Source organism: Sorangium sp. So ce363, assembly GCF_051520435.1.
In the GTDB taxonomy this organism is placed as follows: domain Bacteria; phylum Myxococcota_A; class Polyangia; order Polyangiales; family Polyangiaceae; genus Sorangium; species Sorangium cellulosum_B.
In genome coordinates, this window is record NZ_CP150333.1 from 2,921,472 (window position 1) to 2,936,267 (window position 14,796).

General features: G+C 68.6%; 12 protein-coding genes. 5 read left to right on the forward strand and 7 right to left on the reverse strand.

What is annotated here, in order from left to right; translation table 11 throughout:
• Window positions 1-96 precede the first annotated feature (96 nt).
• Window positions 97-1,236 (forward strand): hypothetical protein, encoded by a 1,140-nt coding sequence (locus WMF12_RS11380; protein ID WP_437870719.1) that lies wholly within the window; start codon window positions 97-99, stop codon window positions 1,234-1,236.
• 317 nt (window positions 1,237-1,553) lie between these two features.
• Here WMF12_RS11380 and WMF12_RS11385 read toward each other — a convergent pair whose 3' ends face one another.
• Both WMF12_RS11385 and WMF12_RS11390 read right to left on the reverse strand, forming a co-directional pair.
• Entirely contained in the window at window positions 1,554-2,900 is a 1,347-nt protein-coding gene (locus WMF12_RS11385) for an endo-1,4-beta-xylanase (RefSeq protein ID WP_437870720.1), read from the reverse strand.
• Window positions 2,901-3,278: 378 nt separating this feature from the next.
• Window positions 3,279-3,989, reverse strand: a complete 711-nt coding sequence (locus tag WMF12_RS11390) for an L-type lectin-domain containing protein (RefSeq protein ID WP_437870721.1) — start codon at window positions 3,987-3,989, stop codon at window positions 3,279-3,281.
• A gap of 455 nt (window positions 3,990-4,444) precedes the next feature.
• On the opposite strand from WMF12_RS11390, the gene WMF12_RS11395 reads away from it, so the two are divergent.
• Window positions 4,445-5,143, forward strand: a complete 699-nt coding sequence (locus WMF12_RS11395; RefSeq protein WP_437870722.1) for an alpha/beta hydrolase family protein — start codon at window positions 4,445-4,447, stop codon at window positions 5,141-5,143.
• Between the two features lie 115 nt (window positions 5,144-5,258).
• Here the strand turns inward: WMF12_RS11395 and WMF12_RS11400 are convergent, their stop codons facing one another.
• On the reverse strand, window positions 5,259-6,389 hold the full coding sequence (locus WMF12_RS11400; protein WP_437870723.1) for a hypothetical protein: 1,131 nt from the start codon (window positions 6,387-6,389) through the stop codon (window positions 5,259-5,261).
• Between the two features lie 1,171 nt (window positions 6,390-7,560).
• Here WMF12_RS11400 and WMF12_RS11405 point away from each other — a divergent pair.
• Both WMF12_RS11405 and WMF12_RS11410 read left to right on the forward strand, forming a co-directional pair.
• Window positions 7,561-7,767, forward strand: a complete 207-nt coding sequence (locus WMF12_RS11405; RefSeq protein ID WP_437717130.1) for a hypothetical protein — start codon at window positions 7,561-7,563, stop codon at window positions 7,765-7,767.
• 10 nt (window positions 7,768-7,777) lie between these two features.
• Window positions 7,778-8,638, forward strand: a complete 861-nt coding sequence (locus tag WMF12_RS11410; protein ID WP_437870724.1) for a hypothetical protein — start codon at window positions 7,778-7,780, stop codon at window positions 8,636-8,638.
• A gap of 10 nt (window positions 8,639-8,648) precedes the next feature.
• On the opposite strand, the gene WMF12_RS11415 is transcribed toward WMF12_RS11410, so the two are convergent.
• The 4 genes from WMF12_RS11415 to WMF12_RS11430 form a co-directional block, all read right to left on the reverse strand.
• The gene (locus WMF12_RS11415; RefSeq protein WP_437870725.1) at window positions 8,649-9,293 is read right to left on the reverse strand and encodes a hypothetical protein; all 645 of its coding nucleotides are present in this window, start codon (window positions 9,291-9,293) and stop codon (window positions 8,649-8,651) included.
• Window positions 9,294-9,296: 3 nt separating this feature from the next.
• Window positions 9,297-9,686: a hypothetical protein gene (locus tag WMF12_RS11420; protein ID WP_437870726.1), complete on the reverse strand. Its 390-nt coding sequence runs from the start codon at window positions 9,684-9,686 to the stop codon at window positions 9,297-9,299.
• A gap of 293 nt (window positions 9,687-9,979) precedes the next feature.
• Window positions 9,980-13,393: a DNA methyltransferase gene (locus WMF12_RS11425; protein WP_437870727.1), complete on the reverse strand. Its 3,414-nt coding sequence runs from the start codon at window positions 13,391-13,393 to the stop codon at window positions 9,980-9,982.
• Window positions 13,394-13,458: 65 nt separating this feature from the next.
• Window positions 13,459-14,079, reverse strand: a complete 621-nt coding sequence (locus tag WMF12_RS11430) for a glutathione S-transferase family protein (protein WP_437870728.1) — start codon at window positions 14,077-14,079, stop codon at window positions 13,459-13,461.
• A gap of 153 nt (window positions 14,080-14,232) precedes the next feature.
• On the opposite strand from WMF12_RS11430, the gene WMF12_RS11435 reads away from it, so the two are divergent.
• Window positions 14,233-14,778 (forward strand): hypothetical protein, encoded by a 546-nt coding sequence (locus WMF12_RS11435; RefSeq protein WP_437870729.1) that lies wholly within the window; start codon window positions 14,233-14,235, stop codon window positions 14,776-14,778.
• Window positions 14,779-14,796: the final 18 nt, after the last annotated feature.

Sequence of the window (14,796 nt, forward strand, 5' to 3'; positions counted from 1 at the left end):
GGCGACCTTCACTTCATCGAGGAGATCATCGCGCCGGCGATCGGGTTCGCCGGCTGCGCTCCATGTCGTGCTTGCTTTCGAATTGGGAGGATCCCGATGCGTTCATTCGCGTTGACAGGGTGGTTCTGTGGTGGGCTGTTGTCGCTCGCGGCCTTCGGCTCGGGTTGCACCCTATCGGGCACAGGAGATGCTGACGGCCGCATCGTCTCCGGGGAAGACTGCGTCCCTTCGGACGACGAGGGCAGCGCGCCGGCGCCGAGCTTCCCGGGATCCGGCATGTCGGGCGCCGGCGATCCCATCACCGCGGATCTCGATCCGCTGTCGTGCGGCGCGAGCGCCCGGGGGGTCCCCGTGGACGGGACCGCCCAGGTCGACTGTTATTACACGAACAGCGACCCGACGACCCCGATGGCCTTCGTCGAGCGGGTCGTCGAGATCGCCGAGAGCGAGGAGCTCGTGCACGTGCGGCTGACGCTCAACCCCGCGTTCGTCGACAACACGTATGGCGAGACGGCCATCGGGTGGGGCGGCGGCGAGGAGCCCGGCGGCCCGCAGCCCGGCGGCCCGAAGCCCGGCGACGCGCCGAAGCCGAAGGGGCACGGGGGCCACACGTTCAAGGATCTCGTGGGCAGCGACAAGGCCCAGTTCCAGCTGACGAACGGGAAGGGAGAGCTCGTGCTCGACTTCTACGTCGACTATATCTCGGCCGACGAGGCGAGCCCCTCGGGTTATGCGTCGCTCGGCGTGCTCGGCGGAGAGGGCAAGATGCTCCTCGGAGACGCCGGCGCCGTCGTCGCGGCGACCACCTCGCTCGACCGCGATCTCAACGCGTGCGGGTACGGCGCGTACCTCGAAGACTCCCCGGAGACGGACGAGAACTACACCCCCAATTCGGAGACGCCGGACTGGGATTACCGCGTTGTCTACGACGTGTGGGTGAGCGCCTCGGCGTTCGGCGCGGCGGGCTTCGGCGACGCGACCATCAGCTATGTGCACGCCTCTCCGAGCAAGTACCCGTCGGACACGGTCACCGTGACGCCGGGGCCGTGCCCCACGCCGACGTGTGAGGGCGACGACCCGCCCGCCGGCGGCGGCGGCAGCGATGCAGGTGAGGATCCGGGTGGAGGCGGGGAATGCAAGGAGTCGGGTGGGGAGTGCACGGCCAACGCGGACTGCTGCTCGGACAGCGACGTGTGCGTGAGCGGGGTGTGCGAGCCGATCGTGATCCCGCAGTGAGCCGGTGAACTCCCCGGCGCCGGCGCGCCGGCGCCGGGGAGGTGCTGACGAGCGCCTCGGCCTGGGGCATGCCCTTGAGCTCGGCGATCAACGCCCGGCGCTGCCGCTCGGTCAGCTCGGTATCGAGCACCTGGTACAGGGCGGCGATCGGGCTCGCGCTCTCCCCCGAGTCATTCGGGAAGATTCACAGGGAGGCGGGGAGACGGGGAGCAAAATCCCATCAATCTCCCCGTCTCCCCGCCTCCCTGTTCAATTATTATCTAAGAATGTGACCTGGTGGTCCCCGGCGCCGTGGCCGCCGCGGCGCGCGGAGGATGCTACTTGCCCAGCAGGGCGTTCATCACCCTGTTGTAGGTCTCCTTCTTCCCGTACTGGTCGTTGAAGAGCAGCGACTGAGAGCTTTGCCCGTTGCACAGCGCCCCGCTCCAGCTGTTGAGCCACGACCTGCCGTCGTTGATCCCCCAGAAGGTGATGGCGGTGCACTTGGGCTCCTTGAAGCAGGCCGCGACAATGTCGTGGTAGTACGTGAGCTGCTCCTCCGCCGTGACCACGCCGCCGCAGCGGTTGATGTCCATCTCGGAGATCAGCACCTCCAGGCCCAGGTCGGTGAAGCGCTTCATGTTCGCCGCCACGTCCGCTCCACCGGCCTCGTTGTTCGGCGGCCCGATGTGCATCTGGAACCCGACGCCGTCGATCGGGACCCCCCGATCGACCATCCCCTTGACCATGTTGTAGACGAACTCGACCTTGTCGTTGCGCGCGTCGATGCTGTAATCGTTGTAATAGAGCTTGGCCTTCGGATCCTGCTCTCTCGCGATCTGGAAGGCGAGGTCGATGTACGATTCCCCGATCTGGTTGTAGAACACCGTGGGCCTCATGCGGGGATTGCCGACCCCGGTGTCACTGTCGGTCTGGACGGCCTCGTTGACGACGTCCCAGTGGTCGAGCCGGTCCTTGAAGTGCCCCATCACCTGGGTGATGTGCCTGCGCATGGCCGCCTCGACGTTGGCCTTCCCGGTCATGGAGCTCATCCAGCCGGGCAGCTGGCTGTGCCACACCAGGGTGTGGCCCTTGACCTTCATGTTGTTCTGGCGCGCCCAGTTCACGATGTTGTCCGCGGAGCCCCAGCTGAAATTCCCCGCGCTGGGCTCGAGCGCGTCCCACTTCATCTCGTTCTCCGCCGTCACGTAGTTGTGCTCAGCGGCGGCGACGCGCTTGTAGTCGTTGTTACCGAGACCACCGCCGGAGATGGCCGCTCCGATCAGCAGCGGGGGGTTCGCCTTCTCACCGGCCTCCCTCAGCGTGCTGGCGCTCGCCGCGGGGACTCTGGCGCTGGCGCCGCCGCCCGTACCATCGCTGCCGCCCGTGCCCTCGCCGCCGGTACCGCTGCCGGTCGTCGCGCCGCCGCCGGTGCCGCTCGTCGCGCCGTTGCTGGCGCTCGTCGTGTCGCCGCTGCCGGTCGTCGCGCCGCTGCTGGCGCTCGTCGTGTCGCCGCTGCCGGTGGTCGCGCCGCTGGGGGTGCCGCTCGTCGTGCCGCCGCCGGTGGTGCTGCCTGTCGCGCCGCCGCTGCCGGTCGTCTCCCCTCCATCGCCGTCACCGCTGTCCGAGCAGCCGGCTGCACACAGGAATGCCGAGAGGAGAAGTGTAAAGGGTGCTGATCTCATGCTCGCATGCTCCAAAGTAAAATGTATTTACTAACTCACGCGACCTGGTGCCTTGATCATCCGCGGGTCCACGTCGCGCGCGGGCGGCACCCGAGGTGGTGCCGAACCGGCAGTATATCGGCCGCTGTCTCCCAAGCATACAGCTTCACGAGGCGGACCCGAAGGATAAGGGGCTCCGGAAGGGAATTCCAGGGCCGTTCGAGAATTTTGACATGGGGATAATGTGCGCCCGAGACCGAGTCGGTAGGGCGCCCCACACGCGGCTCGCCGTGCTCCTGGGGTGCACCTGCTGCTGGGGCGCACCTGCTCCCCGGAACGAGCAGGAGGTCGCCGCAGACCTCGACGATCGCGCGACGAAACGTCCTTTGGCGCCGGCGTTCAGAGGCAGCGGGGAGAGGGGAAAGTGATCTTCACATTCCGGATCTCCTGGCGCGCGGTGGCGTCTCCCGTGCCGGCGGCGAAGCCATAAAAGAACTTCGACCCGACGGGGAAGCCGGGGATGGAGAACCCCTGGAACTGGCTTTTGCCGTCGATGATCAGGCTCACCTTGCCTTGGTTGAGCTCGATCTGCGCCGTATGGAACGCGCCGTCGCCGAGCGCGACGCCGCTCGTCCCCTGGCCCAGCGAGCCGAGGACGCCTCCGTCGCAAGGCTGCGTGAGATCGTCCACGCCCACGTGGTTCTTGTTGGAATCCGTGCAACCGAGGTTGTGGTAGGTGTCGATCTCGACGCCGTAGCCGGCGAGCCCGGCCATACCGAGGCCGCCGCCGGGCTCGCCCACGGCCGTCTCTCCTGTCGTCTGGAGCATGAACCCCATCCCGTCGCCGCTGCCGAGGCGGAACTCGAACGTCGCGGTGAAGACGTCGGCGAGGAGGGGATTCCGGTAAATGATGGTGCCAGCCTGGCCGTGTCTGGCCTCGGTGAGCACGCCAGTTAGCGTGTCGGCGTCCCAGAAGGCGTCCCCATTGAAGGACCACCTGTCCGGCGGTGAGGCCATGTCCGCGGCGAGGCTCACGCCGCAGGCGGTTCCAGCGGGGCACGTGCCCTCGTCGCGCTGCCCATCGCAATCGTTGTCGACGAGGTCGCACACCTCCGGCGCCGGGACACACCCGGGGCCTGGCTCGTCGGGGCCTGGCGCTTCCGGGCCTGGCTCCTCGAGGCCTGGCTCCTCGAGGCCTGGCTCCAGGAGGATGTCGCTCCGACCGCCGCACATGGACACGGCGGCGGCGAGCGCCGGAAGCAGGAAGAGTGCCTTTGTGCGCGCTCGACGGCCTGCGCCTGCCGCCGCGTGTGAAGCGCGGAGTGGCTGTGAAGATTGCATGTGCTCTCGATCCTCAGCGCGACCGCGGAGCGCGTGGATGATGCAACACCCTCGCGCCAGCACGCCTGCGCGGCAGCCTACCAGATCGAGGCGAGCGCACCTCCAGGAATCCGGGGGGTTGAAGGTCGGGATCTTGCCGAGCACGACGCGGCCGCGCCCTCTCCGGGCGTTCGACCGGCGTGCGTCTCGACGAGCGGCGCCGGTCCATGGCATGGATGGGCCTCATGGCCGAGCGCTCCATCTCGATCCCGATCGTCGATAGCAGCCCTGTCTCGGGCGTGATCCACGTCCCGAGGACGCGGGCGAAGCGCTCCGGCGTGGCCGTCGTCCTCGGCCATGGCGCCGGCAACGACATGAACGCGCCCCTCGTTGTCGACGTCGCCGGGCGGCTTTTGGCGCGCGGGCACACCGTGCTCCGCTTCAATTTCGTCTACAAGGAGCTCGGCCGGAAGGCGCCCGATCGGCAGCCGCTCCTCGAGAAGGCGTTCGAGGCGGCGATCGGGAGGGCGCTCGAGGACGCGCCGGAGCGCCTCGTGATCGGCGGCAAATCGATGGGCGGGCGGATCGCGTCGCTCCTCGCTGCCCGCGGCGTCCGCGCGGACGGGCTGCTGTTCCTCGGCTATCCGCTCCACCCCGCGGGCAAGCGCTCCCCGCTCCGGGACGCGCACCTCCCCGCGATCCCCGCGCCGCTCCTGTTCCTTCAGGGCACGCGCGACCCGCTGTGTGATCTCGCGCTCCTCCGGCCCGTCCTGAAGCGCCTCGGGCAGCGGGCCAGCCTGCACGTGATCGAGGGGGGTGACCACTCGCTCGATCTCCTCAAGTCCGCGGGGCGGACCAGGGAGAGCGTGCTCGAGGAGATCGACCTGGCGATCGACGGTTGGCTGAAGGCGCGGGTCCTCGCCGCGCGCCCGAAGGCGCCGTGACGGCGAGGGCCCGCCGCACGGCGCGCCGGATCTCTGGAGGGCATGAGCTTTCGCATCTATGTACTGGGGAGCCGATGAGCCGCCGCCGTCGTCGCGCTCGCGGCGCGGCGCGGCGTCAATTGATGATGGCCGGGTCCTCGATCGTGAAGCACTCGACCGACGACGCCGCGTATTTGATCGCGTTGTACCAGAACTGCGAGATCTGGAAGACCTGCCCCGCTGATCTCTCGTAGCATGGGCTGTTCGGGTCCGTGTACATCTGCGGATTGAGGCACGCGGCCGTCCCGCGCCACTGGCCCGAGTAAGTCACCCACTCGTCGCCGAACGCGACGACATGGCCCTTGCCGATCTCCTCGTGCACCGCGAAATTGTTCCTGCCGTCGGTGCTGTCGACGGTCGCGGTCGTCGATTTGATCGAGCGCGCGATGTAGGCGCCCACGCTCTGGATGTTCCTGCCGAGCGGCGTGTCCTGGTTCCAGGTGCCCACGCTCGTGGGGAGGTCGCCGCCGAGCGGCAGCGAGCCGCCCCAGCAGTTGCAGTTCGCGCAGCCGTTCCGCGCAGGATCCAGGAGGCCGTCGGCATTGAACTGGATGTCGGTGAACGAGAGGAGCTGGTTGGTCGCCGTGATGTCGTGGATGGTGCATCCCTGTCCATTGCACTGATAACCGCTCAGCGCGATGAGGCCGCCGCCGTTGTTGACCCAGTCCTTGAGCGCGTTCACCTCGTCCGGCGAGAACTGCCACGGCGCCCCGTCGTCGTTCTGGGCGCCCTTCGTCACCATCCACTGGAGGAGGATCACGTCGTACTTGGCGAGAAACTCCGCCGTGAGCGTGGGCTTCTCTCGGTTGTAGTTGTCGACCTGGGCCGTGCTCTGCGTGTTGAGCCAATCCTGGAGCGCCGTGGTGCTGTCGCTGCTGCACGGGCCCCAGACGCCTTCGCGGCCGATCGACGCGATGTTGATGCAGGTGCAGTTGCCCGCGTCGTCGCAGGTCGTCTGGTGACCGGCGTCGGGCGGCGGGTCGCCGCCCGGCCCTGTGCTCGTCAGCCCGATCTCGCCGCCGATATCGTCGCCGGTGCTGGTGCTGCTGACGCTGCTGGTGCTGCTGCCGCCGGCGCCGCCGGCGCCCTGGCCGACCGCGCCATTCCCCGTGGTGTTGCCGTTGCCGCCTGATGAACAGGCGATGACGGGCAGCCAGAGCGCTGCGAGCACAGCGCAGCAACGCGTCGCGAAATGAAGTCTTGTCATGATCCATGAGACTATCACTTCCCGCGCCTGGCCGGAGATCCAAAATGGGGGAGGCTCTCCACCCGAAACGCTACAGGGTGCTTGATTTCCAGCTCCAGCCGCGCGAGCTCCTTGCGCGATAGCTCCGGCGAGAGAGTCGCCCCATGCTCTACCGGCCGGACAGGCGCGAGCAACGGCACGAGCGTGGCGATCGACCCTCGCGGTGTCTTGGGCGCAGCTATGCGCACGTGTGGCTGCGGGTGCGTGTGGTGTGGGCGAAAGAAGGCGGTGTTAGAGGAACGGTCGGGAGTGCGGGCGCCGGAAGCGTGCTACGCGGTTTCGTGAGCTCTCGCAGGGCTTGCGTTTGGCACACAGCGTTAGACGTCGACGCGCCGGGTCTGCCGGGAGAATTGAAGCTCTCCCCGGAGGGGGTCGACAACTTGCCGGAGAGTTGAAATCCGATCTGGAGGGTGTCGACAAGGCGGTGGCCGGGACAGGTTGGAACGGGCGGCCGGATACGCCGGAATACGCAATGCAGGATTCCATCTGGGCGAAATCCTTGAGACGAGCGGCTGTGATGCCCGACCCCCGTCTGTGTTTCACAGGCTGCGAGGTGGGGCGGCGCTGCCGAGGGCGAGGCGGTCGACGCGGCGGCGCGTGACGACCCGAGCTCGTCCCGAAATCTGCCTCGGCTTCGACAGAAATGTCGCTGAGGAGCTCGACGAGACCTGCCGCAAACGTTGCCGCGACCGAGCCAGTCGTTTATGTCTGGGAGGGGCCTTTCTGGGGGGGGCCGGCGCTTGCCGGATGCGTGGAGAGGCCCTTCGCGACGCACGCCAAGGTCCAGAGTGTCGTCCCCTCGAGGAGATTTTCTCATGTGGCGCCATGAATTGAGGAACTGGGTGGCTGCCTGGATCACCCGGACGGCGGTTCGGTCGGCATCCACGGTCATCGCCGCTGCTGCCGCGGCGCTCGCCCTCGAGGGCTGCACGTTCGGCGATGACCCGCAGAGGGCGCAGCCCATCGTCGGGAACTGGTTCGATCAGCACTGCATCCCCGCGGAGTGCTTGCTCGAATGTTGCCAGGGATGGAGTTATTCTAGAAAGCCGCTCCTCCACGGAGGACAGTGGTATGGCACTCAGTGCGAGAACGTTCGGAGTAAAATGCTGCCTATTCGGAGTACGTTTCTCTGATGTTGGACGTCCAGAATTGGTGCACTGAGGACTTTACCTACTTCGAGTCGGGATACTGTGCAGTCGTTGAGCCCCCCGACGTCGTCAAAGAGTTCGGCCCCGATGGACAGCCCGTGTATGCGGGGTTGAGCTTCTTGGTCTGCCCGCCGAGGGGACAGCCAGCGGCGCACCCGATGGAGGATGTGGAGATCATCCCCGAGGAGTGAGGGGGTAGTGATGGTCATGCCTGCGCGCATCCTCGCGACCGCCATCATCGTCGCCTCCGCCTTCGTCCGACCCTCGAAGGTCTTTGCCCACGAGGGCCCCTGCACGGCCCCCGAGCCCTTCAACGGGTTCTGGGGCGGTGGGCAGGTTCAAGTGAGAGAGCGCGTGGCGGGAATTCCGCTCCTCGCCACGACACGCTTATGGTTCAGGCAGATACGATACTCTCCCTGCGCCAGCGGGATTCCCGTGTTCCCTCCTGGGGTCGGCGAAGCGAGCATCAGCGTGGGGGTCCCTCTCTTCGACAACCGGCGCGGCGGGTTGCTTCTGCAAATGGCCGCCCGGGGGCAGGGCTCGCAGAGGTCGAACGAACCCGTGAGCGGTGTCATCACGGGCGCACCCGCCACCGCGGGCCACATCAACCTTTGGGAGACCTCGCTGCCGTTGATCCAGCTCACGGGGGCTGTGTCGGCGGCCATCATGCCGCAGTCCTCAGACGTTCCCCTGTCGATTGCGTATTTGGGCGGTGTGCGGTTCTACGCTCTTCATAACAAGCACGCGCAAGCGAACTTGGGGATCATGGTCGGCGGCAAGAATGCTGTTGTCAACGCTGTCCCCTCGCTCGCGGTCCGGGGCAGCGAGCTGGCGATATGGAGTCATAAGGTTGCGATCGGATTAGAGCTCCGCTCACCCATCGAGTTCTCTGGTGGCCCGATACCCGTTCGGTGGCGGCTCTGGGGCGCCTTGACCTTCGCGCTCGACAAGCTGGACGACCACGCGCGCGACACGCAAACGCACCGGCCTTCCTTCGACCTGGTCCGTTCACCCGTCGAAGCCGCCCCACCCACCCAGACGGCCTGGGAGATGACATTGTGATCACCTCCGTTCATTCGGCAGACAGTCCGAATCTTTTGCGGCATCGGCGGAATGTCTCTTGCACCTCGTTGGTCAAGTTGTTCTTTGTCTTAATTGCGCGGTTTTGTTGTGACTGTGAGATTCTGAATTTTTCTTCTTGCGTTAGCTCGTCTTCGTTCAGATGTTCTGGAAAGCCCTCGAATTTTGAGCACTTTTCGAGGCTATTGACGAGAAACTCTCCAACCCCCGCCTCGTCCACGCATGACGCGCTGTATGTCAAGACGAACAGCAAGTTGCTGTGATCTGTGATGGTGCCGCAAACATGGGCATTGGCCAAGGTCTCTCGTGTTATGCATTCCTTTACCTCTTTTTGCAGTGCCTCGACCTTGGCGGTCTTCTCCAATCCGGCGTCGTCCGTTTCTCCCGGAGGAGACGCCGCCGTGGCCGGCGGGATGGCTGTCGGTTTCGCGCGCGCTCTCAATTCTCGTCGGCACGCAGCGAGCGCTCGCTTCACCTCCGCATCAGGGATGGACGCCGCGCTCTTGTCCATGGCTGGAGGTCTGCGCTCCCTCGTCGCCCAGCCGACCAGCACGCCACCACCAAAGACGAGGCCGAGCACGGCCACCGCGATGAGGAGACGAACCATGAGGCCAGCGCTCTTGGGGCGTTCGCTCATGCGTCAATCTCCCTGAGGCTTCGGTGCCTGCTTCAGCATCGGAGGAAGCTTCGGGGGCGTCTCCGTGCACGTCCAGACGAACTCTTTCAGGCTGCGGAGCAGATCGTCTTCGGTGAGCGTCTCACGAACCCGGATCGCTTCCGCGATGAGGCTCGATTCTTCCCTGGTGAGCTCGTTCGAGCGAAAATTCGCGGGAACATCCGAAAGCGCCGCGCAGCTCTCGAAGTTTTTCTCGATGAGATCGGCAGACCTGGACTTCGGCCCGCACATCAATCCATCCTTGGGCAAAGCCATCAGCGCTTTGAACTGGCGAGCCGCGGCGCTGCAAAGCTCAGCGTCGACCAGGATTTCGCTTTTCCTGCACCGTTTCAGCTCCACCTCGAGCTCATCCACGGTGGCCGCTCGTTCGGGAGTACCTTGTCTCTCTTCCCCCGGAGGAGCCTCGGCCGCCGAGGCGGTCGCTCGCGGTTCCGAACGCGCTGCCAGCTCTTCTCGACATGCAGCGAGCGCTCTCCGGTCTCTCCGCATCCAGGGATCCGAAGCAGGCTCCGCTCCCTTCTCCTTCGCTGGCGGCCTCCGGTCCAGGAGGGACCTGCCGACCAGTACGCCAGAGCCGAAGGCAGGGACGAGCAAGAGCGTCGCTCCGAGAACACGAATGGCGTACCCCGTTTTCTTGGCGTTCTCCGTCACGACCCGCCCTCTGCTCCAGCCTGCTCCTCCTCCGCGGCGCGCGCCTCGTTCAGCGCGAACAGCCGGTCGATCAGCGCGTCCTCGAACGCGCTCCGCGCCAGCCGCTCTCCCGGCGTCGCGGGCTCCGCGTACGGGGGGACCTCTATGCCGTCGAACCCGTAGGCCGCCAGGACGGCCCGGTCCATCTCCTCGTGGAGGCCGCGCAGCTCGACGATGCTCGGCTCGTTGCACCTTGGGTCCTTGATGAGATTGTACGTCTCCGTCAGCCCCAGCCGCGACGCCAGCATCCACCGCGCGCGGGCGGCGTAGAGGCGCTCGCCGGCGGCCTCGACGCGGCCGCCCTCGGCGAGGTGGTCCGGGCGAGGGAAGGGGAACGTCTCCACGCAGTCCGACGGCGCGTACCGGAGGCCCTCTCCCATCGTCGAGGAGAGCAGCCGTGCCCACGTCTCGTGCGCGCGCGACTGGAGGACGGCGAAGCGCGCATGGTCGTCGATCGCGAACACACACAGCTGGTCCGAGAACGTCCGGCCCGCGGGCTGGAAGGCGAAGCACAGGTGCTTCGTCACCCGCGCCGCGACGAGGCACCGCTCGAGCGGCGCGATCCTGCGCCGGAGCTCAGGCCGCGTGTTGGCGAACTGCCACCAGCGCGCCCGGTGGCCGGCGTCGATCCCGGTGCCCTTCAGGCGATCCCGCGCCGGCTTCACCCGGGTCCGCACGATCGAGAGCAGCGCGGGCCACCGGCCGGCCTCCTCGAGCCCGCGCTCGCCGAAGTCGATCACGTGACGGTGCGGGCTGTGCGAAGGGGACGAGTTGACCTCCTCGCCGCCGAGGAACGGGCGGAGCACCTCGCCGGCCGCAGGATCGCCCGCGGAGAGCGCCCGCGCCTCGCCCTCGGTCAGGACGAAGCCGTCGCCCCGGAGGAAGCAGCCGATGAAGCACAGATCCCGGCTGGCCCCGAGCGGGCGCGGGTCGGGGCGCTCGGGCATCGCGCGCAGGTGCGAGTTGATGTGGCCCACGGGCACGCCGTCGAGCCGCGGCGGCGGCACACCGTCGCCCGGCGACATGCCCAGCGCGAGGTGGACGACGGCGACGTGGACCGCGGCGTCTCCCGGCCACGGGACGCTGCGCACGGCGTGGTAGATGATCGCGCCCCCCGCCTCGACGAGCGGCCTGAGGCCCGAACGCCGGGTGTCGCCCTGAGCTATCGTGTTCGTGGCGATGAGCCCCACCGTCCCGCGGCGCCCGAGCAGCGCGGCCGCGCGGCGGAAGAAGTGGGCCGCCAGATCGGTGTTCTTCGTGGCGCCGTGCAGCTGCTCGAGCCACGCGGCGTAGAGCTCGCCGTGATCCGTCGAGATCCGCTTCCCGCCCAGGAACGGCGGGTTCCCGACGAACGCGCCGAGCCGCGCCGGCCGCGGCTCGCGGGCGCCGCGCGGCCCGTCCGGGCGCGGCTCCTCGAACACCTCCGGGAGCTCCAGCGGCCAGTGGAACGCAGGCAGCGGCGGGGGCCCCCCGGGCGTCCCCTCGCGGAGCGCCCGCTGCATCGACAGGAGCTCTTCCGAAGGCGGACCGCCGCCGCGGAGCCACGCGATCGCGAGCTCGGCCCGCCGATCGCGCTCCTTCAGCCGGTCACGGTCCTTCTCGTGCGCGAAGAACGCCCCCACGACGAGGTCGCCGAGCAGCCGCGCCCGGGCGATCGCCTCGTCCGCCTCCTCGGCGAGCCGCGCTCGCCGGCGCGCGGCGTCGGCGTCGCCGCCTTCCGGGACGTCCGGCCCTCCCGGGTTTCGCAGGCCAGCCGGGAGCTGCGCTTCGTGGCCTTCCGGGACGCCCGGCCCTCCCGGGTTTCGCAGGCTCGCCGGATGCTCCGCCTCCTCGGCGAGCCGCCGCCGCAGCTCGATCGCCCGCGCCACCGCGGCGTTTATCGCCTCGCAGAACGGCGGCGCCGGCGCCGCGGGCTTCCAGTGGAAGCCGCGCAGCTGGGCAAGGTCGAGGCCGACGAGCGAGTCGCCGTGCCGGAGGGCGTGATCGACGAACGTGAACGGCTCGTCCTGCGCGCGCGTCACGAGCCAGAGCGACAGCCTCGCCAGGCTCACCGCGAAGGGGTTCTTGTCGGCGCCGTACAGGCAGCGCCGCGCGACGAGCCGCCGCGCGTGGCTCACGGCGCCCTCGCCCGGCAGGGCGAGCCGCGCCGCCGCCGCCGCGTCGCCGCGCGCGGCCTCGCGCGTCCAGGCGGCCACCACCTGGTCGGCCAGGTACCGGCACGCCTCCATGAGAAACGCGCCGGAGCCCATCGCCGGATCGCAGATCGCGAGCCGGAGGAGCGCCTCGGACGCGGGCTCCTCGCCCAGCTGCCGGAGCAGCGGCTCGAGCGTCCGCGCGACGATCGGCGCGGACAGGCTCCTCGGGGTGTAATGCGAGCTCGTCCGCCGCCGCTCGGCGATCGGCTGGAGGAACAGCCGCCCCGCCCCGAGCACGTCGGTGTCCCTCGCGCGCAGCGGTCCGAGCGCCTCGAGGACGCCGGCCGCGGTCTCCGCGGCGACGAGCGCCCCCCCGAGCCTCCCCGCCTCCCGCCGCGAGATGCCCGCCCGCTCGGCGAGCCACGCCGCCCGTCGCGCCGTCGGCTGCGCGAGCGCCTCGGCCGCGCCCACCCAGACCCTGTCGGGCCGGAGGCACACCGTCGGTCCGGCGGCGCGCTCGACCCGGTAGCCCATGAGCGCCTCGTAGAGGCCGCCGAGCTGCTCGACGTCGATCGCCCGGTACGACAGCGGGCGCCCATCGAGCACGAGGAGCCGCTCGAGCACCGCGTGCACCGTGCCGTCGTCCACCGACGGCGCGCGCGGCGCCGCGGGGTCGTCCGGGGCCGCGTGTTTCGTCGGCCACGGGCGGTCCTCTGGCGGCCCCGCGTGCTCCGCCGGCTTCGCGCGTTCCTCCGGCCTCGCGGGCTCCAGGAACGGGTATCGCTCGGGGTCGAAGAGCTGCCCTCCCCGCGCCGGCAGGGTCAGCTCGGGGCGGCGGAGTCCGTGGAACATGGCGCGGAACAGCGCGACGAGCCGCGGCCACGCCCCGAAGCGCCGCCGCAGCACGCCCGGGCGCGCGCCGCGCTCCGCCGCGAGCTCCTGGAACAGCGGGCGCACGCCGAGGTGCGCCGCGTAGTACGGGTCCGAGGCCGGCAGGAGCCCGCGGTCCTCCGCGTGCAGCAGGAACACGAGCCGGAGGATCGCGGTGAGCAGGCCGCCGTGGAGGTGCTCCGGACCGCGGGCGAGCGCGTCCTCGAGCGCGCCCGCCCCGTCGCGCTCGGCCGCGTCCTCGAAGCCGCGGAGCAGGATACCGAGCGCGTCGAAGGCCCGATCCGCGAGCGCGCCCGCGACGCCTGCCTGCTGCGCCCTGCTGTCCCCGGGGACGGGCTGATCCATGCCGAGCGCCCGGAGTGTACGCCAGCGCCGCGCGATCCGCTGCAGGTTTTACCTGCGCGCGGCCTTCAGGGCTTGATCTTCGCCGCGAGCGCTCGTGTGACCGCCGGCCTCGCCTTGATCGCCTTCTCCCAGCGCGCGAGGTTCGGATACGGCTCGATCGCGACCCCCATGCGCGCGGCCCCGGAGATCCACGGAAACGTGGCGATGTCCGCGATCGAGTACTCGTCGGCGAGGTGCTCGGACTCGGCGAGGCGGCCGTCGAGCACCTTGTAGATGCGGTCCTGCTCGTTCTGATAGCGCTCGATCGCGTAGGGGATCTTCTCGGGCGCGGCGCTGCGGAAATGGCCGAGCTGGCCGAGCATCGGCCCCACCGCGCCCATCTGGAACATCAGCCACTCGATGACGCGCGACCGGCCCGGCTCGCTCGCGGGCAAGAGCTTGCCCGTCTTCTCGGCGAGGTAGATGAGGATCGCGCCCGACTCGAAGACGGTCACTGGCCCGTTCGGGTGGTCGTGATCCCGGAGCGCGGGGATCTTCCCGTTGGGGTTGATGCGCAGGTACTCCGGCGTTTTCTGCGCGCCGGACCCGATGTCGATCGGCTTGATCTCGTAGGCGAGCCCGAGCTCCTCGAGGAGAATGACGGGCTTGTAGCCGTTCGGCGTGGTCCACGTGTACAGGTCGATCATCTGGTGCTCCCTCCCATCGGCGGTGGCCCCGGCACCCGTCCCGGTAGCCGCGGGGATGGTCCTCGGGTGACCCGCGGAGGTCAAGCGAGGGCTGAGGTCCTCGCGCTCCCCCTCGCGCGGCACGTCGATTTCACCCGAGCGAACCGTCCTCGCATGCCCTTCGAAATCCCACCGCCCCTGCTCGAACGCCTGCGCGCTCGACGTCTTGAACAACGTCAGCTGCGGGCAACCCGCAGTGCTGCCGGCGCGCCGCGCGAGCAGGCGGGCGGTAACTTCATCGATTCCATTCGACACCTCTTCTCTGGAGCTTCTTCCGTCGATCAGGCGGCCGGGCAGTACGTCGCGGCCATGAACTCTTGGCAGGACGAGGTTGAAGACAAGTACGACGCGTTCTTGCTCGACCCCGGCATGGGACCGATGACTTACCTGACCTCCGACGGCCGCGTCCTCGAGGACCTCCGTGGCTGGGACGGCGATGAGATCGTCGAGGTCGGCGGTTTGCACGCACATTCCGCGCTGATCGTCGGCGCCCGGAAGACGGGCATCGTCGAGCTTCTCGAGTTGATCCCGCAGCCACCTCCGGGGTCGTCGGTCTGCTCGAAGTGCAATGGCAAACGCGTAGCTGAACCGGCCCCCGGATTCGGAATCGAGTTCCCCTGCAACGAGTGCGACGCGCGCGGCTGGATCGATGCTGGCTGACTCCCGGAGTGGCTCCGC

Bases quoted from the DNA above. Each gene is read 5' to 3' on its own strand.
- WMF12_RS11395 (WP_437870722.1), top strand. From the start codon at position 4,445: ATGGCCGAGCGCTCCATCTCGATCCCGATCGTCGATAGCAGCCCTGTC.
- WMF12_RS11430 (WP_437870728.1), bottom strand. From the start codon at position 14,079: ATGATCGACCTGTACACGTGGACCACGCCGAACGGCTACAAGCCCGTC.
- WMF12_RS11410 (WP_437870724.1), top strand. From the start codon at position 7,778: ATGGTCATGCCTGCGCGCATCCTCGCGACCGCCATCATCGTCGCCTCC.
- WMF12_RS11380 (WP_437870719.1), top strand. From the start codon at position 97: ATGCGTTCATTCGCGTTGACAGGGTGGTTCTGTGGTGGGCTGTTGTCG.
- WMF12_RS11415 (WP_437870725.1), bottom strand. From the start codon at position 9,293: ATGAGCGAACGCCCCAAGAGCGCTGGCCTCATGGTTCGTCTCCTCATC.
- WMF12_RS11385 (WP_437870720.1), bottom strand. From the start codon at position 2,900: ATGAGATCAGCACCCTTTACACTTCTCCTCTCGGCATTCCTGTGTGCA.
- WMF12_RS11400 (WP_437870723.1), bottom strand. From the start codon at position 6,389: ATGACAAGACTTCATTTCGCGACGCGTTGCTGCGCTGTGCTCGCAGCG.
- WMF12_RS11405 (WP_437717130.1), top strand. From the start codon at position 7,561: ATGTTGGACGTCCAGAATTGGTGCACTGAGGACTTTACCTACTTCGAG.
- WMF12_RS11425 (WP_437870727.1), bottom strand. From the start codon at position 13,393: ATGGATCAGCCCGTCCCCGGGGACAGCAGGGCGCAGCAGGCAGGCGTC.
- WMF12_RS11435 (WP_437870729.1), top strand. From the start codon at position 14,233: ATGCCCTTCGAAATCCCACCGCCCCTGCTCGAACGCCTGCGCGCTCGA.